This is a genomic window from Nocardia suismassiliense, from assembly GCF_900269665.1.
Taxonomy (GTDB): domain Bacteria; phylum Actinomycetota; class Actinomycetes; order Mycobacteriales; family Mycobacteriaceae; genus Nocardia; species Nocardia suismassiliense.
Window position 1 is genome coordinate 146,290 of record NZ_LT985361.1, and the last position, 26,543, is coordinate 172,832.

Genomic DNA, 26,543 nt, shown 5'->3' on the forward strand with positions numbered 1-26,543 from the left:
CGGTCAGTGCCCCATCATGCGACGCCAGTGCGCTATGAAGGGGTGCTTGGCGGTGACCGAACCGAATCGGACGCGGCCACGCACCACCAGGTGCAGTGGGCCGAGCGGGGGCCCGGTGCGGACCTTGTTGTTCACGCTGGACCCGATCAGGTCGACCTCGTTGAGGTCGACGGTGGCCTCGGCAGGCACGATCAGCGTGAGCGAGCTGCAATAGTCGTCGACGTTCAGTTCGACCACCTGGGTGGACATGATCGCCTCGGTGAAGTCGAGGGTCACGCCGGACAGCAAGCTGTTGAGGTGCAGCGACGGCGCGACATGCCAGGGCCCGCGCCTGCTCACGCCGGACAGGCGGGACCGAATCACGCCGCCAGGCACGGTGTTCGCACTCAGCGGTGGCGGTACCGGCCGGTGCTTGACGAATGAGGGAGCGGTGTTCACGAAGGTGGACGGCGGCACGCTGGGCCGGCCGACCAGCCGGACGCCGGGCAGGTCGATCAGCACGGAGTTCAGTTCGCCGCGCGTCTTGGCGGCCAGCGCCGTGTCCATCCGCTCGGTGAACTCGCCGAGCGAGAGCATGCCGAGCCCGACGGCGCGCTGCAGCAGCTCACCGACGTGCTCGCGCTCGGCGTCGGATACGCGTAGATCCCGGTCGCCTATCGCGCCTCCGGAGCCGACGCCATTGGATACCGATTCGGGTCCGCCCATGATTCGAGATTACCGATTCCAGCCCCGACATGTATCAGGGCAATCCCGGATGCCCGGGTACTACTTCGAGCGCGTCCTACTCGTCGAGACCCTGCTCGATCGCGTAGCGGGTGAGCTCGACCCGATTGGCCAACTGAAGTTTGCGCAGCGTCGCTTGGACGTGGTTCTCCACGGTCCGATGGCTCAGCCCCAGCCGCGACGCGATCTGCTTGGCGGACAAGCCCTTCGCGACCATGCGCAGCACCTCGGTCTCCCGCTCGGTCAGGGCCGGGCGGTGCGGTTCGTCGGGCTCGGCCGGGGTGGTGGCCATGCGCCGGTACTCACCGAGCACCAGGCCCGCGAGTCCGGGTGTGAACACCGGCTGGCCCGCCGCCGTCGCGCGCACGGCCTCGATCAGCTCCGCCACCGACGCGCTCTTCACCAGGTAGCCCGAGGCCCCGGCCTTGATCGCGTCGAGCACGTCGTCGCGTTCGGCCGAGGCGGAGAGCACGAGCACCCGGCTGTCCGGCGAGACGCGCAGCACCTCGGCGGTGGCCTGCGCGCCGTTCCCGTCGGGCAGCTGCATGTCCATCAGCACCACCGCGGGCCGCACCGCCGCCGCCCGCCTGGTCGCGCTGCCGACCCCGTCCGCGGTGGCGGCCACCTCGAAGCCCGCCTCGGCGAGGTCGCGGGAGACGCCGTCGCGCCACATCGGGTGGTCGTCCACCACCATCACCGAAATTGCCTCGGCCGCAGCATCATCGGTCACGGCGCACCTCCTGTTTCGTCGAACCTCATGTGCGCGGCACCCGGAATTCCCACTCGGTGCCGAAGCCGACCCCGCCGTCGATCTCGGTGAGCAGATCGGCGGTGCCGCCGAGTGCGCCGATCCGGCCGACGATGGACCGCGAAACCCCGAGTCGCCCTTCGGCTTCCGCCTCGGCCAGCCGGCCCGGCGGGATGCCGACCCCGTCGTCGCGCACGCTGATCACCAGCTCGTCACCCGTGTCCTCCAGCAGCACATAGGCTTTCGCGTCGGGTCCGGCGTGCAGCGCGACGTTCGACAGTGCCGTCGCGACGGCCGCCGCGATCTCGGCCCCGGCCCACCGCCCGACCAGCACCGGATGGCCGGGCGTGGAGACGAACACCGACGGCGTCGCGTGCACAGTCAGCAACGGACGCAGATCGACCTCGGCGCCGCCGGAATCTCCTCGATCGGCCGTCTCGGTGATCAGCACCCGCAGCGCCACTTCCTGTTCGGCGGCGCGCTGGGCCAATTCCTCGGTGGGCCCGCCGATCTCGGTGCCGCGCCGCTTGATGTAGCTGAGCACCTGCAGCACCCCGTCGTGCACCTCACGCGAAAGCCGTTCCCGCTCTTCGGTGGCCGCGGTGAGCCGGACCGCGCGTTCGAGCTGGTCCTGGGCGCGGCGCGCGGTGTTGGCCGCCAAACCCAGCGCCAGGCCGACGGAGACGAGCACCGGCACCGTCGCATCGGTCCACACGTCCTGCCCCCACTGATCGCGCACGGTCAGCGCGACCGAGGCGATCAGCGCGCCGGACAGCACACCCGCGACCGGTCCGCGCAGGATCGCCGCGCCGATCACCGCATTGGTGGCCCACAGCGTGGTCGGCAGCGTCTGATGTCCGTGGTACCAGTCGTAGTCGGCGACCAGACGGGTCGCCGCCATCAACGCGATGACCACCACGTGATCACCGAACACCACCCAGACGCGGACCCGCCGTACCTCGGGAAACCGCCACTGCGACAACATGATCGCCGACGCACCGGACCAGACCGCCATCAAGGCGATGAGCACCCAGCTCAACCGCTGATTCTGGTAATAGGGCGCCGACGCGAACTGCTGCAGCACCGCGTAGAGCAGCGTCACCAGCCGCAACGCCTGCGCGGCCCGCCACAGCGGGGTCGTCGCCACGTCGGACGAGTGCGGCTCAGCCCCTCGGCGCACCATCGAACTCAGTCCTTCGGCGCGCGCTCATCGGGTGCCGGATAGACGATCCCGGATTCTTTCGCTTCTTCCTTCGCCAGGGTCGCCGCCACATCGAAGCGTCCGGGCTCCGGCTCGTCCGGCTCGGCGTCGTATAGGTCCTCGCCGGTCTGTAGTTCTCCGAACATCTCCTCCGGACTGTCCGAAAGCAGTGACCGGATAGCGGTATTCATCACCGCGACCAGCGGCACCGCGAGCAGACCGCCCGCGATCCCGCCGAGCACCACGCCCGCGGTGATCGCGAGCACCACCGCCAGCGGATGGATGCTCACCGCGCGCCCCAGCAGCAGTGGTTGCAGCACATGCCCTTCCAGCTGCATCACCGCGATGATGATGCCGAGCACGATCAGCGACGTGATGAGCCCCTTGGTCACCAGCGCGATGAACACCGCGACGAACCCCGCCACGAACGCACCGATGATCGGGATGAACGCGCCGATGAATACCAGCGAGGCCAGCGGAAGGGCCAGCGGCACACCGAGAATGCCGAGCCCGGTGCCGATGCCGATGGCGTCCACCGCCGCGACGGCCACGGTGGCGCGCACGAACCCGACTAGCGTGCCGAACCCGAGCTGCCCGGCCGTGCGCACCCGCTCGCGCTGCGGCGTCGGCACGATCCTGGTGACGAACCGCCAGATCTGATCGCCGCCGTAAAGGAAGAAGATGAGGATGAACAGGGTCAGAAAGAGACCGGTGAGCAGCTCGGCGAGCACCGTCGCGGTGGTCAGTGCGCCGCTGGTGAGCCGGTCCTGATTGGACTGGATCGTCTTGATGATCTGGTCACCGGCATTGCGGATCTGATCGTTGCTCAGATGCGGCGGCCCGGTGATCAGCCAATCCTGGATCTTGTGAATGCTGTTGGTGAACTCGTCGGACAGCTGCGGCACGCCGGCCACGAACTGCTCGACGACGAAGGTCATCACGCCCGCCACCAGGCCGAGCGACCCGACCAGTGCGACGAACACACCCACCGGACGCGGCACCCCGAGCCGCTGCAACCAGTCCACCAGCGGCGCCAGCAGCGCGGCCGCGAGCAGCGCGATGGCGAGCGGAATGACCACCGTCGCCAGCTTCTGCACGATCGCGGCGAACGCGAGCACCACCGCGAACAGGACCAGCAGCCGCCAGCCCCACTCCGCCGACACCCGCACGATCGGGTGTACCGAGTCCGCGGCGGGCCGGGTCAGGGCGGCTTTCCGCTTCGGGCTTGCCTTGGGGTCCGTCACCTGGCCGAGCATAACCAGCGCAGCGGCCCATTGTCCGTCCTCAGCGTGCGCCGAGCCGGACGAATGCCAGGCCGCCGGACAGCGCCGCGGGGAACCTCACATGATCGAAACGCTAGATTGTTGGTTGTGTCAGCGCCCTTGGAAGCGGTCAAACAGACCATGCGAACGCGCTGGCCGCTGTACCTGACATCGATGCTGCTGGCCAATGCCTTCGGTGCGGTGCTGGTGTGGGCCTTCATCCAGTACGGGCTGCCGGTCCCCGAGGGCGCGCCCGACGGTGCCAGGAGCACCGGCCTGCTCGTGCCCGCCCTGGTGTTCGTCACCGGCGGCTTGCTGAGCATGGTCGCGTCCGCGCTGATGCTGCGCCCGGTGATGCGCTGGCAGATGCGCGGCGGACCACCGAGCCGCCAAGAGCAGATGGCCGCGCTGCACGCCCCGCTGCGGCAGGCCATCCTGCACCTGGCGCTGTGGCTGATCGGCGGAGCGATCCTCGCCCTGCTGATCATCTCCGAAGAGCCCAAACTGGCCGGCGCCGTCATCGTCACCCTGTGTATGGCCGCGACCATCGTGTTCGGCTTCACCTACATGCTCGGCGAACGCATCCTTCGCCCGGTCGCCGCAGCGGCCCTGACCGCAGGCACCTTCGATCACACCTTGACCCCGGGCGTCGGCACCCGGATGGCAATGACCTGGGGCATGGGCACTTTCGCCCCCACCATCGCCATCGTGCTGCTGTGTATCACGCAGATCTCCTCGGACGTGAAATTCTCCGCCCAGTCGCTGGCCATCTCCATCCTGCTGCTCTGCGGCGTGGTGATCCTGCAGGCGCTGGCGCTGTCCATGCTCACCGGCTCCAGCATCTCCGACCCGGTGCGACAGCTCAGCCAGGCCATCGACCGGGTGCAGGAGGGCGCGCGCGACGTCCAGGTCGAGGTGTTCGACGGCAGCGAGATCGGGCTGCTGCAGGTCGGCTTCAACCGGATGATGGAAGAAGCCGCCAAGCGCCGCCAGCTGCAGGAACTGTTCGGTCAGCACGTCGGCGAGGAGGTCGCCCAGCGCGCACTCGACTACGGCACCGAGCTCGGCGGGGAGACCAGGTTCGTCGCCGTGCTGTTCGTCGACATGGTCGGCTCCACCGCGACCGCCGCCGAACGCCCGCCGACCGAGGTGGTCAGCCTGCTCAACGAGTTCTTCCGGATCGTGGTCGACGTCATCGACCGGCACAACGGCTTCGTGAACAAGTTCGTCGGCGACGCGGCGCTGGCCATCTTCGGCGCACCGCTGGACCGGCCGGACGCACCGACCGCCGCGCTGGCCGCGGCCCGCGAGCTGCGCGCGGTGCTGCGCGAAGTGCCCGGCCTCGACATCGGTATCGGCGTCTCGGCGGGATTGGCCGTCGCCGGAAATATCGGGGCGGCGAATCGTTTCGAATACACGGTGATCGGCGATCCGGTCAACGAGGCGTCCCGGCTGACCGAGCTCGCCAAAGACCAGCCCGGCCGCACCTTGGCCTCCGGCAGCGCGCTGTATTTCGCCGAGGAAAGCGAGCAGGACAAGTGGGAAACCGGCGACGAGGTACAGCTGCGCGGGCGGCGCCGAAAAACGCTGCTCGCCTACCCCAGAGCAGAGCTCGACGCGCCGAAACCTACCGACGCCGAAACAGTACGTTCGTTAGGCTGACCTGGTGACGGCCAACGGGGAACCGGCAGGAGATCCTGCGCCGCCTCCCACGACCGACGGCCGCCGTGGCAAATTCTGGTGGGTCAAATGGGTGCTCGGGGTCGCCCTGCTGGCCTTGTTGATCGCCGAGGGCATCTACCTATGGCCGCGACTGCACGAATCGTGGCGCAAACTCAGCGACATTCACTGGGGGTGGGTCGCCGCCTGTATTTGGTTACAGGCCTTGTCGATGAGCGGATTCGGGCGGGTGCAGAAACAGCTGCTGCACGCCGGGGGTGTCGAGGTAAGTCAGCGTAAATCTGTCGCGGTGGTCTACGGCGCCACCGCCATGTCCGTCACACTTCCCGCAGGTCAGGTGTTTTCCACCGCCTTCACCTACCGCCAGACCAGGCGGTTCGGCGCGAGTCCGATCGTCGCGTCCTGGCAGTTGGTGTTCTCCGGCGTGGTCGCCGCGGCGGGGCTCGCGTTGCTCGGGGTGGGTGGCACGTTCCTGTCCGGCGGCAGCATCGGGCCGTTCAAACTGATCCTGTCGCTGGCCGCGGTGGTCGCGGTGGTGTGGGTCGGCAACTATGTCTCGCGCAATCCAGGGTCGCTGGAGTCGCTGCTGCGTAAGGCGCTCGCCCTGGTCAATCGGCTACGCAAGCGGCCGGCCGACCAGGGCGCGGGCAAGGTCGGCGAAGTGCTGGCGCAGTTGGAGTCGGTGGATCTCGGCAAGCGCGACGGTTCCCTGGTCGGGCTGTGGGCGCTGGTGCACCGGTTCGCCGACGTGGCCTGCCTCGGCGCCGCCTGTTATGCCGTCGGCGCGGATGCCCGGCTGGCCGGGCTGCTGCTGGCGTTCGCCGTGGGTAAGGCGGTCGGCTCGATTCCCTTCGCGCCCGGCGGGATCGTCTATGTCGACGCGACACTCATCTACGGCCTCACCGCGGCCGCCGGACTACCCGCCGCGCAGGCGGTCGCGGCGGCGTTCGTGTACCGGCTGGTGAGCTTCATCCTGGTCGCGATCGTCGGCTGGATCGTCTTCCTGTTCCTGTTCCGCACCCCGCAGGACGACGACGCCGAGTACGAGAAGGAATTCTCCCAGCGCCGGTTCTGAGCTCGGCCCATCCCGGAACACGCAGCCCCGCAGGCGCTTCACATTTGACCAGGACCGGCCAACTACGCTTGCCGCGTGAAGAAACTGGTGCCGTTGGTAGTAGATGCGCTGCTGGTGATCCTGTTCTGTGCGATCGGCAGGCGTAGTCACGACGAGGCCGTGCTCACCGGACTACTTCGCACGCTGTGGCCGTTCGCCATCGGCCTGGCCATCGGCTGGACCGTGGCGGTCGCCGCGGCGAGCCGGATGTTCGGTGACGCCGGCCGCGACGCCCGCTTCGACGGAACCGCCTTGTGGCCCACCGGGATTCTGGTCTGGCTCGGCACCCTGGGCGGCGGCATGCTGCTGCGCGTGGTCAGCGGTCAGGGCACTGCATTCAGCTTCATCCTGGTGGCAGGTGTGGTGCTCGCGCTGTTCCTGCTCGGCTGGCGCGCGGCCATCAAAGCGCTGAATTAAGTCTCCGGCGCGGCCAGCGACTGCAGCATCCGGACCGCCATGCGCGCGGTGGCGTCGCCGCTGTCCACGTCGTTGATGTGGATGGCGAAGGCCAGGTCGCCCATGATCGCGATCAGCCAGCCGTCCCGTCCCGCGGTCGCGCTGAACCCGTTGACGTCGCGGTACATTCGCAGGCTCGCGAACTCGGGGGCGTTGGTCGAGTCGCGCAGCATGCTGTGCAGCCGGTCGGTGACCTCCCTGGGCAGCGGCGCGAGTTGCGCGTCGGTGGTGCTCGGCCGGGCGACCTCGATCATCGGCCGCGGCACCTCGCCGCGCGCGATCGCGGCGGCGGCGATCGCCATGCCGAACGGGCTGGCCAGCACCGCGTCCGAGCCGCCGCCCTGGCGGACCTGTTCGGCGCTGCGGCCCGCGACGGCCAGCCGCCCGGTCACCTCGTCGAGTCCGGGCACCTTGAAGTCGATACCGACGCCGAGCGCGGTCGCGGCCTCGGCCGCCTCCTGCACCGGAATCTCGTGCGGCGCCTTGCCTTTGGTGACGGCCGCGATATTGCGGAACAGCTCGATATTGCCGCCGACCGGATAGAGGCCGGTGAACGCCACCGGCCCGTGCTCGCTGGCCTGCGAGTTCTGCGCGACCGCGACCACCGCGCCACTGGAGGGCTGGATCGCCACGATCGCGGCGGGGGTGGCGGAGCTGACGACCGCGTCCTCGGCGGCGCGCTGCAACCGCTGGTCCATGGTGCCCGCGATGTCCGGGCCCGGCGGGCCCTGCACACCGGCGAGCTGGCCGACGAAACGACCGTCCTGTTCGAAAACCTGCACACCCCAACCGGAGTGCTGTTCCTGGCTCTCCTGCTGCACCTTGCGTAAGGCGTCCAGCATGGGCGACCAGATCCGGCGGTCGGCGGAGATGAGCCGCGGCTGCTTCTCCATCACCACGCCGGGGATCGGCGCCATGTCCTTCTCCAGGATGGCGAAGTCGGGCTCGCGCAGGTTCACCGCGACCACCGGTTTGCCCTGCGAGGTGGCCACCTGCTGCATCAGCGACGGCCCGGTGATCAGCGGCGCGACCGGCTCGATGGCCTTGGCCAGTGCGTTGGTCGAGCCGACCGGGTCGGGCATCTTCGCGGGGTCGAGCTTGATCACGTTGATGATCTGCTCGGTCATCAGCGGCTGTCCCGCGATGTCGTTGACCTTCGGCGCCGGGGACGGCTCGGTGCGCACCAGGCGCACGGTGCGATTGTGGTCGAGCTGGGGCATCACCACGGCCGGATCCCAGGAGATGCGCCAGCCGATGGCGAGCTTGCGCACATTGCCCTGCAGGCTGTAGTTCCAGTTTTTGCGGTCGCCGAAGGTCCAGGCGGCGTCCATGCTGAAGATCGCCGCTTCGGAGTCGAGGCCGATGAATTGGGTCTTCTTGTAATCCACCTTGCCCGGCTGCAGTCCAGCAAACATTTGCTTCAGCGTTGCCGAAGCCGCGGACGGGTACGACGTGAGCTCGGAAGCCTTGGAGTAGTCCTGCTTGTCGAGCAGTTCGGTGAAGCGCTCGACGACAGCCTCCGCCTCGTTCTTACCCTCACTTACACCGCACGATCCCATCGCGATCGCGAGCGCCGCCACCCCCGCGAGTGCCATAGCGCCCCGGACGCGAAAGCGGCGGGATCCCCAGACATCCATGTCGCCCACTCTTCACTCTTGTCACTCCAGTAACAAGACCACCGTACCTGAAAAAGACCTGTCTGCGGTGCCTCCGCCACAAGGACGTTACCCATGCTCAGCATCTCAATTGTGCCCGAAAGCTCCCGTCTCGGGGGACCGATCCTGATCGTTGTCCAGTGCTACGGCGACAACCGGCGCCGCTACCGTACCGGGGCCCCACGCAAAGTTGTGCACTTACTGCCCTACTCGGCGTTTCGGATCACTGAGTACCCAGAGCGAGCGTCTACGAACCGCGAATCACCCCCGTTAACCACCGGCGAACTCTGTTCGCACAGAGCGGAACCATTGGCGCCGATTGCGACGTAATCTTGTAATTACTGTAAGCAACACTGAAGAGTAAGTAGGTGATCCCCTCATGAGGCATCAACACCGGGGACGGGGCTTCGGACGACCGGGCGGCTGGCAGCAGGCCGACCTACCGGATCCGGCGGACGTGCCGGACTGGTTCGCGGGCAGGTTGCCCGAGGACTGGTTCGCCGGTCCACCCGTCATCGAGATCGACCGGGACGAGATCGTCGTCATCGGTGAACTGCCGATCCCCCAGCCCGAGAAGACTCCCGTCGACGCGGAAGGCACCGCGGAAGCGGCCACTGAGGAAGTGCCGCGGGCGACCAAGGAGGGCGCCATCTCACGCTTCCGCGAGTCCACCCGCCCGGCCCGCATGCAGATCGCGGACGAGGCGCAGCGCCGCTACGGCCGCAGTGTTGCGTGGGGCGTGTCGGTCGATGGCGAACGGATCATGTTCACCCACTTGGCGGTCCCCGTCATGACCCGGCTGCGTCAACCCGAACGCAAGGTGCTCGACACGCTGGTCGACTCGGGCGTGGCGCGTTCGCGGGCGGACGCGCTGGCCTGGACGGTGAAACTGGCCGGCCAGCACGCGGAATCCTGGCTGGCGGAGTTGCGCGACGCTATGCGGAAGGTGGACGACCTGCGGTCGGAGGGACCGCAGGGACTGTAGGCCCCGGAGTTTCGCGACACCCAGCCCGATCGGTGCGGGCGACAAAGTAGTCGCTGGTCTTTCCGGACGCGCCGGGTAGGACTTCGCCGTAGGGCCTACGACTAATGTTGCGGGCATGTCCGCACCCGGTCCGATCCTGGTTCTCAACGGCCCGAACCTGAACATGCTCGGCACTCGTCAGCCGGAGGTCTACGGGTCGGCGACGCTCGACGACGTCGTCGAACTCTGCAGGCAGACCGCGCAACGTTACGGCCGCGAGATCGCCGCCTTCCAATCCAATTCCGAAGGCGCGCTGATCGACCGGATCCATCGGGCGCGCGGCGTCGAGTCGGGCATCGTGATCAATCCCGGCGGGCTCACCCACACCTCGGTGGCGCTGCGGGACGCGCTGGTGATCCCGGAACTCCCCATCGTGGAGGTGCATATCAGCAATGTGCACGCCCGCGAGGAGTTCCGGCATCACTCCTATATCTCCCCGATCGCGACCGCGGTGGTCGCCGGGATGGGGATTCAGGGATATGCGGCGGCGATCGAATTCCTGGTTCGCTCCGCCTGATCGCCGCGCATTCAGTTGATCTGAAAGACCGGGAATCCCGGTGCGATAGCGGCCAATTCCGCGTCGGTGGCGTCCTTGGTGACGCCCTCGAAGAACTTGCCCACTTCCCAGCCCCACTTGCGCAGGTACAGCCGCAGCAGCGGGACCTTGTCCGCGTCGGCGATCTCGGTGGCGGTGAACTGCTCGACCTTGCGTCCGAGCCGCAGTTCGCCGCCGCCGGCCACACGCAGATTGCGTACCCACTGCGTGTGCCCGCGCGGCGCGACGAGGAAACGGGCGCCGTCTTCGCGCACCATCAGGTTGACCATCGTGGTCCGCCACTGCCCGCTCTTGCGACCGCGGACCGCCAGCAGCCGCGAACCCATGACGCTGATGCCGAGCCTGGGCAGCCAGTTGAAGATGCGGTTCATGATCGGGTCCAGGCCGGCCGGGCCGATGTAGCGGGTGCTGTGGTCCATGGTCGATCTCCTTTGTGAGCACTGCTCTCTATTGTGATAAGTGTTCCACTTCCGCGAAGGTGAGTCAAGAGCACTGCTCTCTTTTCTTGAACCCGCAGTTCACCGCGCATAGCGGCGGCGGCATCGCGCGGATTTCCGGCGCGCACCCGACAATGTGGGGATGACGCGCGAGACCGTTCGCCGGGTGGTGCTCGCCCCGGACAAGTTCAAGGGGTCGCTGACCGCACCCCAGGTGGCGGCCGCGCTCGCGACGGGCATCGCGGAAGTCGCACCGGCGGTGCAAGTCCGACAGGTGCCGGTCGCCGACGGCGGAGACGGGACCGTCGACGCGTTCGTGGCGAGCGGGTGGACGCGGGTCGAGTTGTCCGCGCCCGGACCTACCGGCGTGCCCGGCAGCACGTCGTACGCGGTGCAGGCGGAAACAGCCGTCATCGAGTTGGCCGCCGTGGTCGGTCTTGCGAAACTCCCTGCGGGACGGCCGGATCCGCTCGGTGCGAGCACCTACGGGTTGGGCGTTGTCATCGCACACGCGCTCGACAATGGTGCCACCCATATCGTGCTCGGTTTGGGCGGCAGCGCTTCCACCGATGGCGGTGCGGGCATGGTGCAGGCGCTCGGTGCCCGCATCCTGGATGCCGACGGCCACGAATTAGCCCAGGGTGGTGCGGCTTTGACCCGCGCCGCCCAGTTGGACCTTTCCGGCCTTCATCCTGGAATCGCCGCCGGCATTGTCACCTTGGCCTGCGATGTGGACAACCCACTGCTCGGCCCCAAAGGTGCCGTCGCGGTCTACGCGCCCCAGAAAGGCACCGATACAGCCGATTTCGCCCTTCTCGAAGAGGCACTCGCGAACTGGGCACGACTCGCAGGTCCCACCTTCGCGCATCATCCCGGCGCCGGCGCCGCGGGCGGAACAGGTTTCGGCGCACTCGCCGTCCTCGGCGCGCAGGTGCGCAGCGGCATCGAGGTGATCCTCGAACTGCTGGACTTTCCCGCACTACTCGACGGTGCCGAACTCGTCATCACCGGCGAGGGCTCGCTCGATGCGCAGAGCCTGCACGGCAAGGCCCCCATCGGCGTCTGCGAATCCGCACGCAAGGCCGGGATTCCCGTCATCGCCGTCGCGGGCCGCAATCTTCTTGCCGCACAAGAGATCCGCGCGGCGGGTTTCACCGCCTGCTACGCCCTCACCGATCTGGAGCCGGACCCGGCCCGCTCGATCGCGCGGGCGAGCCACCTTTTGCAGCAAGTCGGCGCACAGATAGCAGAGCGGCACCTGACGCGATAAGGCCGGTGCTGCAAGCGATTACAGAGTCCCGCTAGTCCAGCCGGTTCGCCACGAGCGGTACTAGCTAGCCGAAGCCAGCAGGTTGCCGAGGAGCTCGTGGCGGTGCTTGTCGCCCCACTCTTCGAGGGGGCGCAGGGCGACGGCCAATTCCGCGCCGAGCGGGGTGAGGGAGTATTCGACCCGGGGCGGAACCTCGGGGTAGACCTCCCGGTGCACGACGCCGCTCGCCTCGAGGTGCCGCAGATTCTCCGCGAGCACCTTTTCGCTGACGCCGGCCAGCAGGCGCCGGATCTCGCCGAATCGTTGCGGGCGCTCACTCAGCGCCCACATCAGGTGCAGTTTCCATTTACCGCCGACGACATCGATCGCCACGGACATGCCACACACGTCGTGATCCGCGTCACTGCTCATGTCCACCGCACTCCTTCTGACCATATTTCGAACCTCTAGGTAAGCAACCCCACCTGAACGTTCGGTCTTCCCGACTTTACCTGCGGCAACGAGTATTGGTCCCGGCGCCGACACCATCCGAACCAGAAGCGAAGGGACACACAATGTCCGCACAGACCAGCCCCCGTTCCGTCTCCGTCGTCGGCCTCGGGCCGATGGGCCAGTCGATGGTCCGGGCCTTCCTGGACGCCGGCGTCGAGGTGACCGTATGGAACCGCAGCACCGACAAGGTCGACGCGATGGTCGAACTCGGCGCCAAGCCGGCCGCGACCGTCGCCGACGCGCTGGACGCCAACGAGGTGACCGTGCTGAGCCTCACCCACTACGCCGCCATGTACGACGTGCTCGGTCAGGCCACCGATCACCTGGCGGGCAAGGTGATCGCGAACCTGTCCTCCGATTCCCCGGAGAAGGCCCGGAAGGGTGCTGAGTGGGTCCGCTCGCACGGCGCGCAGTTCCTGTCCGGCGGCGTCATGTCGGCGGGTGACAACATCGCCCATCCCGCGTCGTACATCTTCTACAGCGGCCCGCGCGAGGTCTTCGACGCGCACGCCGAGCTGCTGCGCCCGCTGAGCCCGCAGGAGTACCTCGGCGCGGACGACGGTCTCGCGCAGATCTTCTACCAGGCGCTGCTGACCATCTTCCATCCGTGGCTGCTCGCCTTCGACCAGGCGACCGCGATGATCGACCGCTCCGGCCACAGCATCAGCCAGTTCATCCCGTTCGCCGTCCGCTCCGCCGCCGCGTTCCCCTATTTCATGGAGGAGTTCTCGGTGGCCAACCAGAACGGCGGCTGGGCCACCCTGGCGAGCCTGAAAATGATGGACGCCGGTGCACAGCACATCATCGACGCCAGCGAGGAGGTCGGCGTCGACGCGACGTTCTCGCACACCGCACAGTCGTTGTGGCGCAAGGCCATTGCCGCCTCCGAAGAGAAGGGCGAGGCCGTCTCGACCTACGCACTGCTCCGCGGGGACAAGGTCTAGTCGACATGCCTCAGCGGAAACCCATCGGCTCCATCTCCGTCGTCGGCCTGGGGCCGATGGGTCAGGCTGTGGTCCGGGCCTTCCTGGACGCCGGTGTCACGGTGACGGTGTGGAATCGCAGCACCGAAAAGGCCGACACCATGGTCGAACTCGGCGCCCGGCGCGCCGCGACCGTCCGCGAGGTACTCGACGCCAACGACCTGATCGTGGTCAGCCTCACGCACTACGCGGCGATGTACGACGCACTCGGCCAGGCATCGGATCACCTGGCGGGCAAGGTGATTGCCAATCTGTCCTCGGATTCCCCGGCCAGCACTCGCGAGGCCGCGGCGTGGGTGCGCTCGCACGGCGGGGACTTCCTGGCCGGCGGCGTCATGGCACAGAGCGACGGTCTCACCGACCCTGAGTCCTACGTGTTCTATGCCGGCCGCCGTGCGGTATTCGAAGCCCATCGTGACCTGTTGAGCGTGCTCAACACACCGGAGTATCTCGGCGAGGACGAGGGCTTGGCCCAGCTGTATTACCAAGCGGTCCTTGCCATCTTCAATCCGTTGCTGCTCGGCGTCGAACAGGCGCTGGCGATGATCGACCGCTCCGGCGAGCCGATCGATCGTTTCCTGCCTTATGCCCAACGTTCACTGGGCCGGGTCGACGATGTGTACGCGGGTCTGGCCGCGTCGGCACAGGCCGGCGGGCTGGGCGACGTCGCCAATCTGCAGATGATGGCGGCGGGCGCGCGGCACGTGCTCGAGACCAGCGAGGCCGTCGGCGTCGACACCGCTCTGGCCCGGACCGTTCAGTCCTACTGGCACCGGGCGATTGCCGAAAGCGGGCGGCGCGGCGAGCTCGTCCCGACCTTCGCCGTGCTCCGCGGCGACCACGCGTAGTGCCGCCGGTCCGAGCGTCGAGCCGGCTTGCTGGTCAAGCTGTCTCGACGCGGGACCCGAGGCGTGGGAAGGGGCTGGTGGAGAAGACGACCTCCACGGTCACCTCGAAGTAGGCCGCGATCCGCAGGGCCAGATGCAAGCTCGGGCTGTACTCGCCGCGTTCCAGGTAGCCGATCGTTTGATAGTGCACACCGAGCGCCTCCGCCAACTCGCGGCGCGAGATGCCGCGCTCGGCGCGCAACATCGCGATCCGGTTGTAGATGACCTCAGTAGGCACGCTGCATCGCTTTCTCCCGGCGGACGGCCACGCTGGAGCCGGACTCGCGGCGGGCCATCCTGCGCAGCACCACCGGCGCGACGAGCAAGCCCGCTACCGCCCAGATGCCGAGCACACCAACGGTTTCCAGCTGCCGCCAGGACTGTTCGAGTTCGATGGCGACCGCCTCGTCCGGCAGCAGCGCCGAGCGCATGCCGAGCCCGAGCCAGTACACCGGGAACAGCTGGGCCGCGCCCTGCACCCAGCCGGGCATCGAGGTGATCGGGTAGAAGATGCCGGACACCGCGACGAGCGCCATGATCGGGAAGGTCATCAGCGCGAAGTTGCGCGGGTCGGCGAACACCGAGCCGAAGACGGCGCCGATCGGCAGGGTGGCGAGCAGGCCGAGCACCAGCACCCAGGTCAACGTCACCCACGATCCGACCTGGCCGAGCGCGAGTCCGTCCACGATGAACATGCCGCCGACCAGCAACAGCGCAGACGGAATGAGCACCCAGCCGGACACCTGGATGATTTTGCCGATCAGGTAGCCGACCATGCCGTTCGGGGTCGCCTTGGCCCGCAGCAGGGTGCCGTCTTCCCGGTCGAGGGTGAGCTGCTGTCCCATGCCGATGATGCCGTTGATCGCGACCAGCATGCCGATCGTGCTGGGCAACGCGAGCGAGCCGAGCAGTACGCCGCTCCCCTCGAACGACGCGTTCCGCATGAAGAACAGCACCACCAGCATGGCGACGGGCCAGAACAGGAGCCCGAACAGGTCTTGGCCGTTGGTGAGTCCCTGTTTCAGCTCGATCATGCCGCGCGTCCAGCCCTGCCGAACCGCAATCGCCATCGGGTTCATCGCCCTACCTCCTCGATCGTGTGCACCTCGGACTCGACCTGCCCGGATTCGAACCGGCGCACCAGCGTCATGTAGGTGTCCTCCAGTGAGGCGCGGCGGACCTCCAGGTCGCCGATGGCCGCGCCGTGCTGCTTGAACAATTCGTGCACGAACTCGGTCGACTCGGTGGTGGAGTGCACGAATCGTTGCCCGCCGTTGGTCCAGCTCACCTCGGCCGCACCGGATATCCGGCGGGAGAGTTCGTCGGCCGAACCGTCCGCGATGATGCGCCCGCCGGCCAGGATCAGGATCCGGTCGGCGAGTTTCTCGGCCTCGTCGAGGTCGTGGGTGGTGAGCAGGATGGTGGTCTGCTGGTCGTCGGCGAGGCGGTGGACCAGGTCGTGGAACTCGCGCCGGGCCTCCGGGTCGAAGCCCGCGGTCGGCTCGTCCAGGAACAGCACTTCGGGGCGGCCCACGATGCCGATCGCCACGTCGATTCTGCGGCGCTGGCCGCCGGACAGGTCTTTGATCCTGCTCGACGCCTGATCGGTGAGGCCCACAGCCTTGACGAGTTCGTCTGTGTCCCAAGGGCGTTGGATGTCCTCGGTGCCGTAGGGCGCATAGAAGGCACCCAGATAGTCGAGCAGTTCGCGCACCCGCCACTTGCCGTGATCGCGCCATGACTGCAGGACGACGCCGATGCGCGCCCGCCAGGCCTCGTCGCCGTGCGCCGGATCGGTGCCGAGCACTTCGGCGCGGCCGGCCGACCGCATGCGGAAGCCCTCCAGGATCTCGATGGTGGTCGTCTTACCCGCACCGTTCGGACCGAGCAGCACCAGCACCTCGCCGTGCCGCGCTTGGAATGTCACGTCGTGCAAGACATCCGTGCTGCCGTAGCGCATCCGCAGTTTCTCGACGTCGATGGCGACGCCCTGACCCACTGTCATGGTTCTCTCCCCGTTGCGGGTTACCGTCGACTCGTAGCATATCTACTACATTTCGCCGCGACAATGCATTACTTCTCGGGGCCATCCTTGACATGCAGCCTTTCGGCTGCCTAATCTTTCAACATGCAGCCGAACGGCTGCATAAATCGAGAAGGTGGCATGGACGAGGTATTCAAGGCACTGGCCGACCCCCATCGTCGGCGACTGCTCGACAGCCTCAACGCACGCAACGGGCAAACACTGCGCGAGTTGTGCGCCGGGCTCGCGATGGCGCGCCAGTCGGTCAGCAAACACCTGGCCGTTCTGGAGGCGGCCAACTTGATCACCACCCGTCGCAGCGGCCGCGAAAAACTGCACTACCTCAACGCCGAACCCATCAACGCCATCACCGAGCGCTGGATCACCCGTTACCACCGTGCCCGCGTGCACGCGCTGGCCGATCTCAAGAACGCACTGGAGGCAAAACCCATGAGCGACAACGCATTCGTCTACACGACTTACATCAAGACCAGCCCGGAAACGCTGTGGCACGCGCTCACCGATCCGGCGTTCACCGATCGTTACTGGGGCGCGGCCTTCGACACCGACTGGCAGCCCGGCTCCGAAATGGTGTGGCACCAAAAGAATTGGACCAGCAAGGATCCGGAACAGGTTGTGCTGGAAGCCGACCCGTACACCAAGCTGGCCTACACCTGGCACACCTTCGATGCCGCGTTCGCGGAAACCTTCGGCATGCCGGCGAGCGAGGTGGCCGCCTTGGCCGACGAGCCGCGCTCGAAGGTGACCTTCGAACTCGAGCCCGCCGGGGACGAGGTAGTGAAGCTGACCGTCGTGCACGACGGCTTCCAGCCGGGAAGCGCTCTGCTGGAATCGATCAGCGGTGGTTGGCCGAGCATCTTGTCCGGGCTCAAGTCCTTGCTGGAGACCGGTGCGGAGCTGCCCGAACCGACTGTGTAGCGAGCAGTCCCGCTGAACCCGATTCCTCCAGGCCACGCACCGGTAAGATGCATTGGTCCGTGTCCAGCTCGGTTGGAGCACGAGTCCGTCAGGGCGACTGCGGGACTGAGCCTGTCGCACAAATTGGGGAAATCATGATCAAGGTCCTGCTGCAAACCTCCATGGGTGACATCGAGCTCGAACTCGATGAAGCGAAGGCGCCCAAGACCGTGCGTAATTTCCTGACCTACGTCAACAGTGGCCACTACGACGGCACGATTTTCCACCGGGTGATCGACGGTTTCATGATCCAGGGCGGTGGCATCGACACCACCATGCGCGAGAAGCCCGCGCCCAACAAGGTCGAGAACGAGGCGAAGAACGGGCTGAAGAACGTCACCTACAGCGTGGCGATGGCGCGCACGTCCGACCCGCAGTCGGCGTCGGCCCAGTTCTTCATCAACACCAACGACAATGCGTTCCTCGACTACCCGGGCCAGGACGGCTGGGGTTACGCGGTATTCGGCAAGGTCACCCGCGGCCAGGACGTCGTCGACCAGATCGGCAAGGTCAAGACGGGCGCGCAGGACGTCCCCGTCCAGCAGGTCGTGCTCACCTCGGCCACCGTCACCCGCTGAGCTCGATCCCCGCTGCGGCGCACCGATGCGGCGGGCTGAATTGGCTCAGGCATATTTCGGGTTCTGACTTTTCGAGGAGTCCACGGTGGCTGTGCAGAGTGACGAGTTCTTCCGGATTGTGGGCACCCTCGCCGACGTGCAACCCACCAAAGGCGAGAAGTACACCTCGTACAAGGTGCGCGGCAAGCTGTTCGGCTATTACTGGCCACGCACCCAGACGGTCGGCCTGAAACAAACCCTCTCCGAGCAGAAGGCGCTGGTATCCGAGCGCCCCGGGGTGTTCGAGGAACAGTTCACCGCAGGCGGTTTCGGCTGGGTCGTCGTGCACCTGTCCGGTATCGACGCCGACGAACTGGCCGAACTCGTCTTCGAGGCATGGCGGCTGTCCGCGCCCGAAGAGCTGGTCGCCGAGGTGCCCGACCTGCCGCCGGTACCCCGCTAGGCCTGCCTCGCCGGTTCCCCAGTGCGTTCGACGCCGGGCTGGTCGGCGTCGAACGCACTGCGGATTCGGGCTGATCGACCCTTGGCTACTCGATCACGGCTCCCGCTGAGCGGTACTGAAAAGCGCTGTGGCGGAGAGAAAGACCAGCGAGGCCGTGTGCCAGTCGGTGAGGAGCCCGGCGATCGCGGCCAGCGCCGTGCTCAGTGTCAATGCCAGTATCGGAGTGATCCTTGGACCGAGATTGTTCGGCGGTAAGCGTGGATCCCCGTCTTCGGCAGGTGGTTTGCCTATTGTCATGTGCAGTCCGTTGTTTACATATGCAAGGTTGATTCGGATAATTGTTCGGTGATCGGTGGTGGTCCGCGCGCGGCGGTAACGGCCATGATCATTTCGATACCTCGTCGCCGAAGTCGTTACGTCAGTTGCTTATAGCCTGACAACTCCTCGACCGGAAGACCGTCAAATAGTTGACGGTTTCGCAGGAAGAATCTGCAATACACTCGGTAAGTGGCAACAAGTAACACCGCCGCATCAACTATCGGCTCGCGGATCCGGCGCTCCCGGCGGACCAAGAAGATGAGCCAGGCAACGCTCGCCGCGCATGTCGATCGGTCCGAGTCGTGGATGCGCGGCATCGAGGCAGGTCGGATCAAGCTGGACAAGCACTCGGTGATCGACCGGCTGGCCGATGTCCTCGAGGTCGATGTGGCGTGGCTGCTCGGGCAGCCGTGCGAGCTCACCCAGGACACCAGGCACCGCGCGGTACCCGCACTGCGGGCCGCGTTGCGGCGCACCAGCCTCAGTCTGTCCGGGCACGCCGGCCTGCGCGCGGTGACACCACAGCCGCTGCTCACCGACCTGCGCGATGATGTCGACCGAATCACCAGGCGCAGACAGGCCGCGAATCTGTTCGAGGTGATGCGGCAGTTGCCCGACCTCACCGAAGCGTTGAACACCGGCGCCTTGCTGGCCTCGGGCACCGAGCGGGACGTGATCGACGGCCTCATCATCGAGACCTCGCATGTCGCCCGCACCGTCCTCAACCAGCTCGGCTACCACGACCTGGCCTGGACCGCCGTCGAGAACGCCGCCACCGCCGCGGCCAGGCTCGGTGATCCACTGATGAGTGCCTGCTCGGCGTGGGATCGCTGCGGCGTATTGCTGCACACGGACACGCTGGACGAGGCACTCACGGTCGCCGAGGCCGCGTTGAGCGAACTGCAAGATCTCATGACATCGCCCACGCCACAGGTACTTTCGCTGTGGGGCGCGTTGCACCTGCGGTGCGCGGTCGCGTCGGCCCGCCTGCACGACGGCAGCACAGCATGGGCGTACCTCGCCGAGGCCGAGGCGGCTGCCGCCCGACTCGGCATGGACCGCAACGATTTTCAAACAGTCTTCGGACCGACCAACTGCGGGATTCACGCTACCGAGATCGCCGTCGCACTCGACCGACCCGATATCGCGCTGAAGCACCACACCAGCATCAATCTGGCGGGCCTGATGTCCAAGGAACGCCACACTCGGCACCGCATCGAAGTCGCCCGCGCGCAGGGCAGACTCAAACACGATGCCGCCGCCGTCGAGCAGTTGGAGCGTGCGATATGCCTGGCGCCACAGTACGTCTACAACCATCCGACGGTGCGGGATCTGGTCGACGAACTGAGCAGGCGGGCGCAGCCGAGCGCGGTCGATGCCGGGCTCGGTGCGATCGAACGTGCGATGCGTCTTGCCTGAGCGTGCCGAGTCCGCCCGCTGGAACGGACTCGGCCTTCGCAGCCGTTGCGACGTTTACGTGAGTGCTCCCTGCCGCCGGCTATCGGGAATTCCCTTGCGAGCGTCCGGCATCGAGTCGTTCTGTACCGGCGGGAGCATCCCGAGGTCGACGCCGACCGCGCTCGTGACGAGGTGCAGCCTGCGTTGCTGCGGATCGGTCAAGGCCGGGACGAGCAGGGTTGGCATGCCGACCTCGACGGCCACGCCATCTCGCGAAGGGCGGTCGCCGACCATCAGCGTTTCCGCGGCGCAGGTGCGCAGTTTTTCGAGTGCCCGCTCGAATATCGCGGGGTCCGGTTTCTGCACGCCCTCCTCATTGGACAGGACGAAGGTGTCGATCAAGTCGAGCAGGTTCGCGTCTTTGAAGACCGGCCGGATATCGAAATGGATATTACTGAGAACGCAGATCTTATAGCCGCTTTGCTTGAGTGCGATGAGAGTGGCGGCGGCGTCGACTGCAAACTTGTTGAGGCTCGCGTCGGAATCGACCTCGAATAGTGCGTCAGCGACTTCGCTGGGCAGTTTCGCATCGGTGAACACCGCATAATACGTGTCCCGATGAGCTTCGTAGCTGATATTGCCCTGTGGCGACTGCAATCGATTCGGTTGGCCCGCAGCTACTTTGATGTCCAGCAACACCTTGTTCACGGCATCGGCGTGGGATTCACGACCTGCCCGCTGCAGCGCCTCGCGAGCCCAACCTTGCGGCGTAAGTTCCGAAACAAGCGTGCCTCGCCAGTCGAAGACAACCGCTCGGATGACATGCGGGGGCGACCCGTTCAATGACATGCGGAGCAGGCTATCGACGGGATGACCGACGACATGTATCAAATTGCTATTACTGGCGGGTCAAACTGTCGAGCTACCCGACACTTCCCATGATGGGCGTACGAACAGTCAGGGATACGCGCACCGATACACCGGATCTGCCCATCGCACACCGCATTACGCATGATGGTTGGGTGCTCGACTACGACAATGAAGCGACCCACTACGACCGAACCCGGGGTGGAGTGCCCCGGGCGGCGGCTGCGGCCGCCGCACTCAGCAGCATGCTGCCGCCGCGCAGCCTGGTACTCGACCTTGCCGTCGGCACCGGGATCGTGGCCATCGAGCTCGCGGTGCTCGGGCACCACGTGGTCGGCATCGACCTTTCGGGCGGCATGCTGCGGCACGCAGCCCGGCGATTGCCGGGCCGAGTGGCGCGAGCCGACGCCACGGCGCTCCCACTGCCGGACGGCTCGATCGACACGGTGACCGCAGTGTGGTTGTTGCACTTGCTCACCGACGCCGAACCGGTACTCACCGAAGTGGCCAGAGTCCTGCGGCCCGGCGGACTCTTCCTCACCACAGCGGACAAGGTCGCTGCCGCACGCCTGGCGGACAAGGCCGTTCCGGAGGATCGACCGCACACCGATACCTGTGCACAACTCACCGCGCTCGGTGCTCGCCACCAGCTGCACTTGGCCGCGGCGGCGTCCTTCATCGGCCACGGCCAGGGCAGAGCAGGCGGGGCCGACCCGCACTACCCCGTCCTGGGGTTTCGTCGCGCCGGGTAACCGTTGTCGGCGTTCAGATTCGGACGAGGACCTGGTCCATGGTTTTGCGGGTGAGGTCGGGGACTACGGCGTGGTCGGCGGGGTAGCCGATGGGGATTACCGCGAAGGCTTTCTCGTTGCGGGGGCGGTTGAGGACTTCGGAGAGGAACTTCATCGGGCTCGGGGTGTGGGTGAGGGCGGCCAGGCCGGCGAGGTGCAGGGCGGTGAGCAGCATGCCCACCGCGATGCCGACCGATTCGTCGCCGTAGTAGTGCTTGTAGGTGGTGCCGTCGGGGCGCAGGCCGAAACGCTGCTGGAAGACGACGAGCAGGTAGGGGGCCTCGGTGAGGTGCGGCTTGTGCTCGTCGGTGCCGAGCGGGCGCAGGGCCGACAGCCATTCTTCGCCGAGGCGGCCGTTGTAGGAGATGCGTTCCTCGGCTTCGGCCGCCTCCCGAATCCTGGCGCGCACCTCGGGATCTTCGACGAGGACGAAGGTCCACGGTTGTTGATGGGCGCCCGACGGCGCGGTGTTGGCCACCGCGATGGCGTCGAGCACCAGTTGCTCCGGCACCGGATCGGTCGAGAACATGCGCACGGTGCGACGCTCGTCCATCCGCCGGCGGAACTCGGCCGACTTGGCGAGCGCTTCCGCGACGGGAATCCGGTTGGGGTGGTAAGGAATCGGCTGATACGGATGCCCGTGCAGCGGTGTCCACGTGGTCATGTTTCGCAGTGTGATCCGCCTGAACCGGACAGGCAACGCTCCCACGAAGTTATCGTCCACTCGGCCAGACAGCCGGACTGCGTGCCGCTGCCGAGACCGCGCCCATCCGCGCTGTCGTCCGCCACGAATACATGGTGCTTGGCGTTTGCGACCCGAAGCCGACACATGGAGGAATGCTATGAGCTCGTTCAGTTTCGATTGGGTTCTGGCTGGTCAGAACGGCGGTGATCCGTTGGCGGCGGCACTGTACGGCCCGCTCTCGATGGTGCTCAACATCCTCGCCGCGCTGCAGACCGGTGAGATCGTCTGACGCACGGTCGCGCCGAACGCGTCAGCGCACAGGCAGTGGTGCTTCCGGTGCGTGCGTGATCGCCACCTGCCCGGTGCGCAGATAGGTCATCACGGCCTCGTCGACCGCGGGATTGCCGCGGCCGAAGTTCCCGTGATCCCCACCCTCGACGGTGACGAGGGACCCGTTCAGCGCACGCGACATGGCCGGTCCGCCTTCGTATTTGGTGAGGGCGTCGTGCTTGCTCTGGATGACCAGCGGCGCGGTGGCGAGCCCGGCACCACTGATCGCGACCGGCGTGGTGACGGGTTTCCAAGAGCCGCAAGCCATTCCGGAGCGAACCAGGTCGGCCCTGGCGTCCATGGCATTGCCGCCGGAGGCGATGGTGGCAATCGCCGAGCCGATGACGTCCAGGCGGCCGGGGATGGCGTTTTCGTTGCAGGTGATCGCGGCGAAGACGGAACGCCCGGTGGTGTCGGTGGCGGTGGCGCCCTCGATGGTGCGCAGGCGGTGCACGTTCGCCGGGTTGGCGAGCGCATCGGCCATCGCGCGGGCGAAGGTGGGCCAGTAGGTGCGGGTGTAGGTGGCGACCGAGGTGGCGCCGAGCAGTGGACCCTGCGTGGTGGCGCCGCGAGAGATCAAGGTGCGCAACAGGTTCTGCAGTTTGCCGGTCTGTTCCAGACCACCGTTGTAGCCGTCGCGGGCGATCTCGGCCAGCGGTTCGGGCAACGAACCGGGCAGGTCGGCGAGGCTGGCCGGTGGCGGGGTGAGGTTGGCGTACCAGCCGCCACCCTGGTCGACGGCGAGACGTACCCAGTTCTGATAGACCTGCAAAGCGGTGTCGCCGAGGTGATATTCGGAGCTGTGCTCGGCGATCCAGGTGAACAGATCGTCGAGCCGCTGCTTGCCCGCGATCTGCTGCTGAGCGAACTCCTCGGTCCACACCCAGTCGGGATTGACGTTGGAGTCCAGCACCATTCGCTCGACCCGGTCGGGGAACAGCGAGGCGTACACCGCGCCGAGGTAGGTGCCGTACGAAGTGCCGAGGTAACTGATCCGCTCCAGACCTAGTGCCGCACGCACGGCGTCCATATCGCGGGCGGTGTTCTCGGTGGTGATGGTGTCGAGGTAGCCGGGCAGCGCGGCGTCGCACGCCTTCTTGATGGCGTTGCGGTCGCCGCCGCCGAGCGACACCGGCCCGCCGTCCCCGGTCGCGCAGTCCAGCGGGGTGGCCCAGCGCAATCCGCGCGGCTGCACCGCGATCCGGTCGTAGTGGGTGGTCAGCTCGGCGGGAAATACGTCGGTCCGCTGGCCCCAGAAGTCCAGTCCGTCCGCGCCCGGCCCACCCGGATTGGCGAAGACGACACCGCGCCGTGCACCGGTCGCCGCGATCCGGCTGACGGTCACCTCGATCTTCGGCCCGTCCGGTTCCGCGTAGTTCATCGGCACCTCGACGACGGCACACCGCACGCCGTGACCCGCGGCCACCGACCCCGCCGGGCAGTCGCCGAAGGACGGACCCGGCGCGGCCGCGGCCGGACCGGACATGATCGATCCACCGAGCAGGCACGCGGCCATGGCAGCCGCGGCACCGGAGAACAGCCGAACCTTCATCATGTTTCGTACCTCCACGGGCCGCCGCCACGCGCGCGTGCGCGACCCCGATCATGAGCATTCTGCGCAGGCCGGGAGCGAGGAGACAAGTCGAGCGACCGATTTCGCCGGTCACGCGCGGCAATCGGCGGCTGAGCCACTACCCGTCGGCGGACCGCACGGGAACCGAGCGGACCGGACGGTAGGCGTTGCGGAATGCGCGGATGACGTCGCACGGGAGTAGCGTCGAGCCATGTCGACGGAGGTCCGTATCAACACCGCGCTGGAACGCTTCGAGCTCTATGTCGACGACGCGAACGCCGGGTACGTCGAATATCAAGACACCCAAGCCGAACGCGCGTTCGTGCACACCGAGATCTACCCCCGCTACGAGGGCCAGGGCTACGGCCGCGTACTGGTCGAGGCGGCGTTGAACAGCACCGCCCAGGACAAACTGGGTGCGCTCCCCATGTGCCCGATGGTGCACCACTTCATCGAGACCAGGCCCGAATACCTGGTGATGGTGCCGCATTGGGCGCGCGACAGTTTGAACCTGCCTCAGTAAGCGGCGACCGCCCCGTCGAGCGCCTGTTGCAGATCGGCGCGCACCAGTCGCGCGATATCGCCGGGTTTGTTCGGCAATTCGGTGATCGGCTTCCCGAAGTAGAAGCTGGCCGACTTGGCCTCCTCCTTGTTCGGCTGCACGGTGGGGTCCAGGCGCGGCCCATAACTCAGACCCATCGACACCAGCACCGGCTCGACGCCGAGCTTCATCGCGCGAAAGGCGATGTGCCCGATGCCGCTACCGACCGGCTGCACCTGGGTGGGGTCGACCTCGTTGCAGGTGCCCTCCGGGAATACCGCCACCCCGTCGCCGCGCGCGATCCGCTGCGCGCAGATATCCATCATCCGCTGCCCAGCCGCATTGACCGCCCGGATCCCGTGATCCTTGCCGCGGAACACCGGTATCCCGCCCATCATGTCGATCTTGCGCCGCTGCTCGGGCTCCTCGAACAGCTCGTCCTTGGCCAGCACCCGCACCCGCCCGATCACCGGTCGCAACGCACTGCGCCACGCCGCCGCCGCGACCGTATACGGATCGTTCTCGGAAAGATGATTGATCGAGATCAACAGCGGTCTGCCCTGCCGAATCGCGGCCCGCAAACCGGCGCGCGCACCCTCGGCGTACGCGACGCGGGGATAGTAACGACGGGCCAGAATGGCGTACGCACCCCAGGCTTTCAGCCGATTCTGGCGATGCTCGAGATAGAAGTCGTACACGGTGTCGCTGTTCTCGAGGCGCACCTCGGGCGGTTCCATGACACGGACTCTACGACGCCCGAATCCGCCCGACACCGGCCCCCGACCCAAAATTCCGGCCACTTAACTCGTCTGCGGAAGCGCATATCCACGAAACAACTGCGATGATGTCCGAGTGGCACGCGCAGACGACCCGGATGATCGGAAAACTCGCGGCGGGCACGGCGACCGTAAGCGGCGAGATTTCCGGCACGGCGAGCAGGTGGTGCGCGCCGGCACGCTGCTGGTGTCGGCGACCGAGCTGGCCGAACCCACCTTTCGGCGCACCGTTGTCTACATCATCGAGCACAACGAGGCGGGCAGCCTCGGCGTCGTGCTGAACCGGCCCAGCGATACGGCCGTGCACGACGTGCTGCCTCGCTGGACGGAGGTGGCGGCCGCGCCGCGCACCCTGTTCATCGGCGGCCCGGTCAAACGGGACGCGGCACTGTGCCTCGGCACCGTGCGCGTCGGCGCGACCATCGACGGCGTCCCCGGCCTGCGCCGGATCGACGGCCGGGTGGTGCTCGTCGACCTGGACGCGGATCCGGAGGAGATCGGCAGGCTGGTCGAGGGCATCCGGGTGTTCGCGGGATACGCGGGCTGGACCTTCGGGCAGCTCGAGGGCGAGCTGGAGAACGACGACTGGATCGTGCTGTCCGCGTTGCCCTCCGACCCGATCAGCACCGGCCGCGCGGACCTCTGGGCGCACGTCCTGCGCCGCCAGCCCCTGCCCCTTTCACTGCTGGCAACACACCCGATCGAACTCGAACGAAATTGAGATGTGCGCTCCGATTGAACCGTTCACCCCTGCT

30 protein-coding genes are annotated in these 26,543 nt (G+C 66.9%); 16 read left to right on the forward strand and 14 right to left on the reverse strand.

The genetic code is table 11. From position 1 onward, the window contains the following. Nucleotides 1-3: 3 nt before the first annotated feature. The 4 genes from DBO33_RS00655 to DBO33_RS00670 all read right to left on the reverse strand — a co-directional run bounded on the left by DBO33_RS00655 (nucleotide 4) and on the right by DBO33_RS00670 (nucleotide 3,916). Nucleotides 4-657 carry a DUF1707 SHOCT-like domain-containing protein gene (locus DBO33_RS00655; protein ID WP_107659834.1) on the reverse strand — a complete coding sequence of 218 codons (654 nt, stop codon included), beginning with the start codon at nucleotides 655-657 and terminating at the stop codon, nucleotides 4-6. Nucleotides 658-781: 124 nt separating this feature from the next. Beyond that, nucleotides 782-1,417, reverse strand: a complete 636-nt coding sequence (locus DBO33_RS00660) for a response regulator (RefSeq protein ID WP_107659835.1) — start codon at nucleotides 1,415-1,417, stop codon at nucleotides 782-784. A 61-nt stretch (nucleotides 1,418-1,478) separates the two neighbouring features. Further along, complete coding sequence (macS, locus tag DBO33_RS00665) at nucleotides 1,479-2,654, reverse strand: MacS family sensor histidine kinase (protein WP_107653308.1); 1,176 nt, start codon at nucleotides 2,652-2,654, stop codon at nucleotides 1,479-1,481. Nucleotides 2,655-2,659: 5 nt separating this feature from the next. Beyond that, nucleotides 2,660-3,916 (reverse strand): AI-2E family transporter, encoded by a 1,257-nt coding sequence (locus tag DBO33_RS00670; RefSeq protein ID WP_107659836.1) that lies wholly within the window; start codon nucleotides 3,914-3,916, stop codon nucleotides 2,660-2,662. A gap of 159 nt (nucleotides 3,917-4,075) precedes the next feature. Here DBO33_RS00670 and DBO33_RS00675 point away from each other — a divergent pair, with 159 nt between their 5' ends. From DBO33_RS00675 to DBO33_RS00685, 3 genes are all read left to right on the forward strand, one after another. Further along, nucleotides 4,076-5,596 carry an adenylate/guanylate cyclase domain-containing protein gene (locus tag DBO33_RS00675; protein ID WP_199856910.1) on the forward strand — a complete coding sequence of 507 codons (1,521 nt, stop codon included), beginning with the start codon at nucleotides 4,076-4,078 and terminating at the stop codon, nucleotides 5,594-5,596. Nucleotides 5,597-5,600: 4 nt separating this feature from the next. Beyond that, nucleotides 5,601-6,689: a lysylphosphatidylglycerol synthase transmembrane domain-containing protein gene (locus DBO33_RS00680; RefSeq protein ID WP_107653309.1), complete on the forward strand. Its 1,089-nt coding sequence runs from the start codon at nucleotides 5,601-5,603 to the stop codon at nucleotides 6,687-6,689. Nucleotides 6,690-6,764: 75 nt separating this feature from the next. Then, complete coding sequence (locus tag DBO33_RS00685) at nucleotides 6,765-7,145, forward strand: DUF3054 domain-containing protein (protein WP_107653310.1); 381 nt, start codon at nucleotides 6,765-6,767, stop codon at nucleotides 7,143-7,145. Here the strand turns inward: DBO33_RS00685 and DBO33_RS00690 are convergent. Next, complete coding sequence (locus tag DBO33_RS00690; protein WP_234390625.1) at nucleotides 7,142-8,821, reverse strand: NTF2-like N-terminal transpeptidase domain-containing protein; 1,680 nt, start codon at nucleotides 8,819-8,821, stop codon at nucleotides 7,142-7,144. The two genes, DBO33_RS00685 and DBO33_RS00690, sit on opposite strands and share 4 nt — an antisense overlap. Nucleotides 8,822-9,218: 397 nt before the next feature. On the opposite strand from DBO33_RS00690, the gene DBO33_RS00695 reads away from it, so the two are divergent. Beyond that, nucleotides 9,219-9,824 (forward strand): hypothetical protein, encoded by a 606-nt coding sequence (locus DBO33_RS00695; RefSeq protein WP_107653311.1) that lies wholly within the window; start codon nucleotides 9,219-9,221, stop codon nucleotides 9,822-9,824. Nucleotides 9,825-9,939: 115 nt separating this feature from the next. Further along, nucleotides 9,940-10,380, forward strand: coding sequence for a type II 3-dehydroquinate dehydratase (gene aroQ / locus DBO33_RS00700; protein WP_107653312.1), 441 nt, complete (start codon nucleotides 9,940-9,942; stop codon nucleotides 10,378-10,380). A gap of 11 nt (nucleotides 10,381-10,391) precedes the next feature. Here the strand turns inward: aroQ and DBO33_RS00705 are convergent, their stop codons facing one another. Then, nucleotides 10,392-10,838, reverse strand: coding sequence for a nitroreductase family deazaflavin-dependent oxidoreductase (locus DBO33_RS00705; RefSeq protein WP_107653313.1), 447 nt, complete (start codon nucleotides 10,836-10,838; stop codon nucleotides 10,392-10,394). Between the two features lie 160 nt (nucleotides 10,839-10,998). Here DBO33_RS00705 and DBO33_RS00710 point away from each other — a divergent pair, with 160 nt between their 5' ends. After that, a complete protein-coding gene (locus DBO33_RS00710; protein WP_107653314.1) occupies nucleotides 10,999-12,126 on the forward strand; it encodes a glycerate kinase in 1,128 nt (375 codons plus the stop codon). A gap of 60 nt (nucleotides 12,127-12,186) precedes the next feature. Here the strand turns inward: DBO33_RS00710 and DBO33_RS00715 are convergent, their stop codons facing one another. Next, nucleotides 12,187-12,537 (reverse strand): winged helix-turn-helix transcriptional regulator, encoded by a 351-nt coding sequence (locus tag DBO33_RS00715; protein ID WP_228540284.1) that lies wholly within the window; start codon nucleotides 12,535-12,537, stop codon nucleotides 12,187-12,189. A 143-nt stretch (nucleotides 12,538-12,680) separates the two neighbouring features. Between DBO33_RS00715 and DBO33_RS00720 the strand changes: the two genes are divergently transcribed. Together DBO33_RS00720 and DBO33_RS00725 are read left to right on the forward strand one after the other, a co-directional pair. Continuing rightward, nucleotides 12,681-13,562, forward strand: a complete 882-nt coding sequence (locus DBO33_RS00720) for an NAD(P)-dependent oxidoreductase (protein ID WP_107653316.1) — start codon at nucleotides 12,681-12,683, stop codon at nucleotides 13,560-13,562. A 5-nt stretch (nucleotides 13,563-13,567) separates the two neighbouring features. Next, nucleotides 13,568-14,449 (forward strand): NAD(P)-dependent oxidoreductase, encoded by an 882-nt coding sequence (locus DBO33_RS00725; protein WP_107653317.1) that lies wholly within the window; start codon nucleotides 13,568-13,570, stop codon nucleotides 14,447-14,449. Nucleotides 14,450-14,483: 34 nt separating this feature from the next. Here the strand turns inward: DBO33_RS00725 and DBO33_RS00730 are convergent, their stop codons facing one another. From DBO33_RS00730 to DBO33_RS00740, 3 genes are read right to left on the reverse strand one after another with little or no spacing between them, the layout of a single operon-like run. Beyond that, nucleotides 14,484-14,726, reverse strand: coding sequence for a helix-turn-helix transcriptional regulator (locus tag DBO33_RS00730; protein ID WP_107653318.1), 243 nt, complete (start codon nucleotides 14,724-14,726; stop codon nucleotides 14,484-14,486). Continuing rightward, a complete protein-coding gene (locus DBO33_RS00735; protein ID WP_107653319.1) occupies nucleotides 14,716-15,567 on the reverse strand; it encodes an ABC transporter permease in 852 nt (283 codons plus the stop codon). The genes DBO33_RS00730 and DBO33_RS00735 overlap by 11 nt, the downstream gene beginning before the upstream one ends. Next, the gene (locus DBO33_RS00740) at nucleotides 15,564-16,493 is read right to left on the reverse strand and encodes an ABC transporter ATP-binding protein (protein ID WP_107653320.1); all 930 of its coding nucleotides are present in this window, start codon (nucleotides 16,491-16,493) and stop codon (nucleotides 15,564-15,566) included. The genes DBO33_RS00735 and DBO33_RS00740 overlap by 4 nt, the downstream gene beginning before the upstream one ends. A 159-nt stretch (nucleotides 16,494-16,652) precedes the next feature. On the opposite strand from DBO33_RS00740, the gene DBO33_RS00745 reads away from it, so the two are divergent. From DBO33_RS00745 to DBO33_RS00760, 4 genes are all read left to right on the forward strand, one after another. Beyond that, nucleotides 16,653-17,450, forward strand: coding sequence for an ArsR/SmtB family transcription factor (locus DBO33_RS00745; RefSeq protein WP_107653321.1), 798 nt, complete (start codon nucleotides 16,653-16,655; stop codon nucleotides 17,448-17,450). A gap of 134 nt (nucleotides 17,451-17,584) precedes the next feature. Further along, complete coding sequence (locus tag DBO33_RS00750) at nucleotides 17,585-18,067, forward strand: peptidylprolyl isomerase (RefSeq protein WP_186818764.1); 483 nt, start codon at nucleotides 17,585-17,587, stop codon at nucleotides 18,065-18,067. Nucleotides 18,068-18,152: 85 nt separating this feature from the next. Further along, nucleotides 18,153-18,509, forward strand: a complete 357-nt coding sequence (locus DBO33_RS00755; RefSeq protein ID WP_107653322.1) for an MmcQ/YjbR family DNA-binding protein — start codon at nucleotides 18,153-18,155, stop codon at nucleotides 18,507-18,509. A 507-nt stretch (nucleotides 18,510-19,016) separates the two neighbouring features. Then, complete coding sequence (locus DBO33_RS00760; RefSeq protein ID WP_159080090.1) at nucleotides 19,017-20,246, forward strand: helix-turn-helix domain-containing protein; 1,230 nt, start codon at nucleotides 19,017-19,019, stop codon at nucleotides 20,244-20,246. 54 nt (nucleotides 20,247-20,300) lie between these two features. Here DBO33_RS00760 and DBO33_RS00765 read toward each other — a convergent pair whose 3' ends face one another. Beyond that, nucleotides 20,301-21,074: an HAD family hydrolase gene (locus DBO33_RS00765; RefSeq protein WP_199856501.1), complete on the reverse strand. Its 774-nt coding sequence runs from the start codon at nucleotides 21,072-21,074 to the stop codon at nucleotides 20,301-20,303. 92 nt (nucleotides 21,075-21,166) lie between these two features. Between DBO33_RS00765 and DBO33_RS00770 the strand changes: the two genes are divergently transcribed. Beyond that, on the forward strand, nucleotides 21,167-21,844 hold the full coding sequence (locus tag DBO33_RS00770; protein WP_199856502.1) for a class I SAM-dependent methyltransferase: 678 nt from the start codon (nucleotides 21,167-21,169) through the stop codon (nucleotides 21,842-21,844). Between the two features lie 13 nt (nucleotides 21,845-21,857). On the opposite strand, the gene DBO33_RS00775 is transcribed toward DBO33_RS00770, so the two are convergent. After that, entirely contained in the window at nucleotides 21,858-22,547 is a 690-nt protein-coding gene (locus DBO33_RS00775; RefSeq protein WP_107653324.1) for a nitroreductase family protein, read from the reverse strand. A 178-nt stretch (nucleotides 22,548-22,725) separates the two neighbouring features. Between DBO33_RS00775 and DBO33_RS44385 the strand changes: the two genes are divergently transcribed. After that, nucleotides 22,726-22,857 carry a hypothetical protein gene (locus DBO33_RS44385; protein WP_255528012.1) on the forward strand — a complete coding sequence of 44 codons (132 nt, stop codon included), beginning with the start codon at nucleotides 22,726-22,728 and terminating at the stop codon, nucleotides 22,855-22,857. Between the two features lie 21 nt (nucleotides 22,858-22,878). Here DBO33_RS44385 and DBO33_RS00780 read toward each other — a convergent pair whose 3' ends face one another. Next, nucleotides 22,879-24,453, reverse strand: coding sequence for an alpha/beta hydrolase (locus DBO33_RS00780; protein WP_107653325.1), 1,575 nt, complete (start codon nucleotides 24,451-24,453; stop codon nucleotides 22,879-22,881). A gap of 229 nt (nucleotides 24,454-24,682) precedes the next feature. On the opposite strand from DBO33_RS00780, the gene DBO33_RS00785 reads away from it, so the two are divergent. Then, entirely contained in the window at nucleotides 24,683-24,994 is a 312-nt protein-coding gene (locus DBO33_RS00785; protein ID WP_107653326.1) for a GNAT family N-acetyltransferase, read from the forward strand. On the opposite strand, the gene DBO33_RS00790 is transcribed toward DBO33_RS00785, so the two are convergent. Then, nucleotides 24,988-25,749, reverse strand: a complete 762-nt coding sequence (locus DBO33_RS00790) for a lysophospholipid acyltransferase family protein (protein ID WP_107653327.1) — start codon at nucleotides 25,747-25,749, stop codon at nucleotides 24,988-24,990. The two genes, DBO33_RS00785 and DBO33_RS00790, sit on opposite strands and share 7 nt — an antisense overlap. 115 nt (nucleotides 25,750-25,864) lie before the next feature. Between DBO33_RS00790 and DBO33_RS00795 the strand changes: the two genes are divergently transcribed. After that, on the forward strand, nucleotides 25,865-26,509 hold the full coding sequence (locus DBO33_RS00795) for a YqgE/AlgH family protein (RefSeq protein ID WP_107653328.1): 645 nt from the start codon (nucleotides 25,865-25,867) through the stop codon (nucleotides 26,507-26,509). Nucleotides 26,510-26,543 lie beyond the last annotated feature (34 nt).